Source organism: Photobacterium sanctipauli, from assembly GCF_003026495.1.
Lineage (GTDB): Bacteria > Pseudomonadota > Gammaproteobacteria > Enterobacterales > Vibrionaceae > Photobacterium > Photobacterium sanctipauli.
This window is the reverse complement of the sequence record NZ_PYMA01000041.1, coordinates 1-1,480: the sequence shown is the minus strand read 5'-3', so window position 1 is coordinate 1,480 and position 1,480 is coordinate 1. Positions and strand designations below refer to the sequence as shown.

Here is a 1,480-nt window from a genome sequence, read left to right as displayed (position 1 = left end):
CAACAATCCTTCGGGTGCGTTGGTGGGCGGCGAGCGGCGGACGGGTGAGTAATGCCTGGGAATATGCCCTGATGTGGGGGATAACTATTGGAAACGATAGCTAATACCGCATAATCTCTTCGGAGCAAAGAGGGGGACCTTCGGGCCTCTCGCGTCAGGATTAGCCCAGGTGGGATTAGCTAGTTGGTGGGGTAACGGCTCACCAAGGCGACGATCCCTAGCTGGTCTGAGAGGATGATCAGCCACACTGGAACTGAGACACGGTCCAGACTCCTACGGGAGGCAGCAGTGGGGAATATTGCACAATGGGGGAAACCCTGATGCAGCCATGCCGCGTGTGTGAAGAAGGCCTTCGGGTTGTAAAGCACTTTCAGTCGTGAGGAAGGGGTAGTCATTAATAGTGGTTATCTTTGACGTTAGCGACAGAAGAAGCACCGGCTAACTCCGTGCCAGCAGCCGCGGTAATACGGAGGGTGCGAGCGTTAATCGGAATTACTGGGCGTAAAGCGCATGCAGGCGGCTTGTTAAGCCAGATGTGAAAGCCCGGGGCTCAACCTCGGAATAGCATTTGGAACTGGCAGGCTAGAGTCTTGTAGAGGGGGGTAGAATTTCAGGTGTAGCGGTGAAATGCGTAGAGATCTGAAGGAATACCGGTGGCGAAGGCGGCCCCCTGGACAAAGACTGACGCTCAGATGCGAAAGCGTGGGGAGCAAACAGGATTAGATACCCTGGTAGTCCACGCCGTAAACGATGTCTACTTGGAGGCTGTGACCTAGAGTCGTGGCTTTCGGAGCTAACGCGTTAAGTAGACCGCCTGGGGAGTACGGTCGCAAGATTAAAACTCAAATGAATTGACGGGGGCCCGCACAAGCGGTGGAGCATGTGGTTTAATTCGATGCAACGCGAAGAACCTTACCTACTCTTGACATCCAGAGAACTTTCCAGAGATGGATTGGTGCCTTCGGGAACTCTGAGACAGGTGCTGCATGGCTGTCGTCAGCTCGTGTTGTGAAATGTTGGGTTAAGTCCCGCAACGAGCGCAACCCTTATCCTTGTTTGCCAGCACTTCGGGTGGGAACTCCAGGGAGACTGCCGGTGATAAACCGGAGGAAGGTGGGGACGACGTCAAGTCATCATGGCCCTTACGAGTAGGGCTACACACGTGCTACAATGGCGTATACAGAGGGCGGCCAACTTGCGAGAGTGAGCGAATCCCAGAAAGTACGTCGTAGTCCGGATTGGAGTCTGCAACTCGACTCCATGAAGTCGGAATCGCTAGTAATCGTGGATCAGAATGCCACGGTGAATACGTTCCCGGGCCTTGTACACACCGCCCGTCACACCATGGGAGTGGGCTGCACCAGAAGTAGATAGCTTAACCTTCGGGGGGGCGTTTACCACGGTGTGGTTCATGACTGGGGTGAAGTCGTAACAAGGTAGCCCTAGGGGAACCTGGGGCTGGATCACCTCCTTAACGATA

1 rRNA gene is annotated in these 1,480 nt (G+C 54.7%); it reads left to right on the top strand.

The features are described from left to right. A 16S ribosomal RNA gene (locus tag C9I98_RS26315) occupies window positions 1–1,474 on the top strand; the annotation flags it as partial. Window positions 1,475–1,480 lie beyond the last annotated feature (6 nt).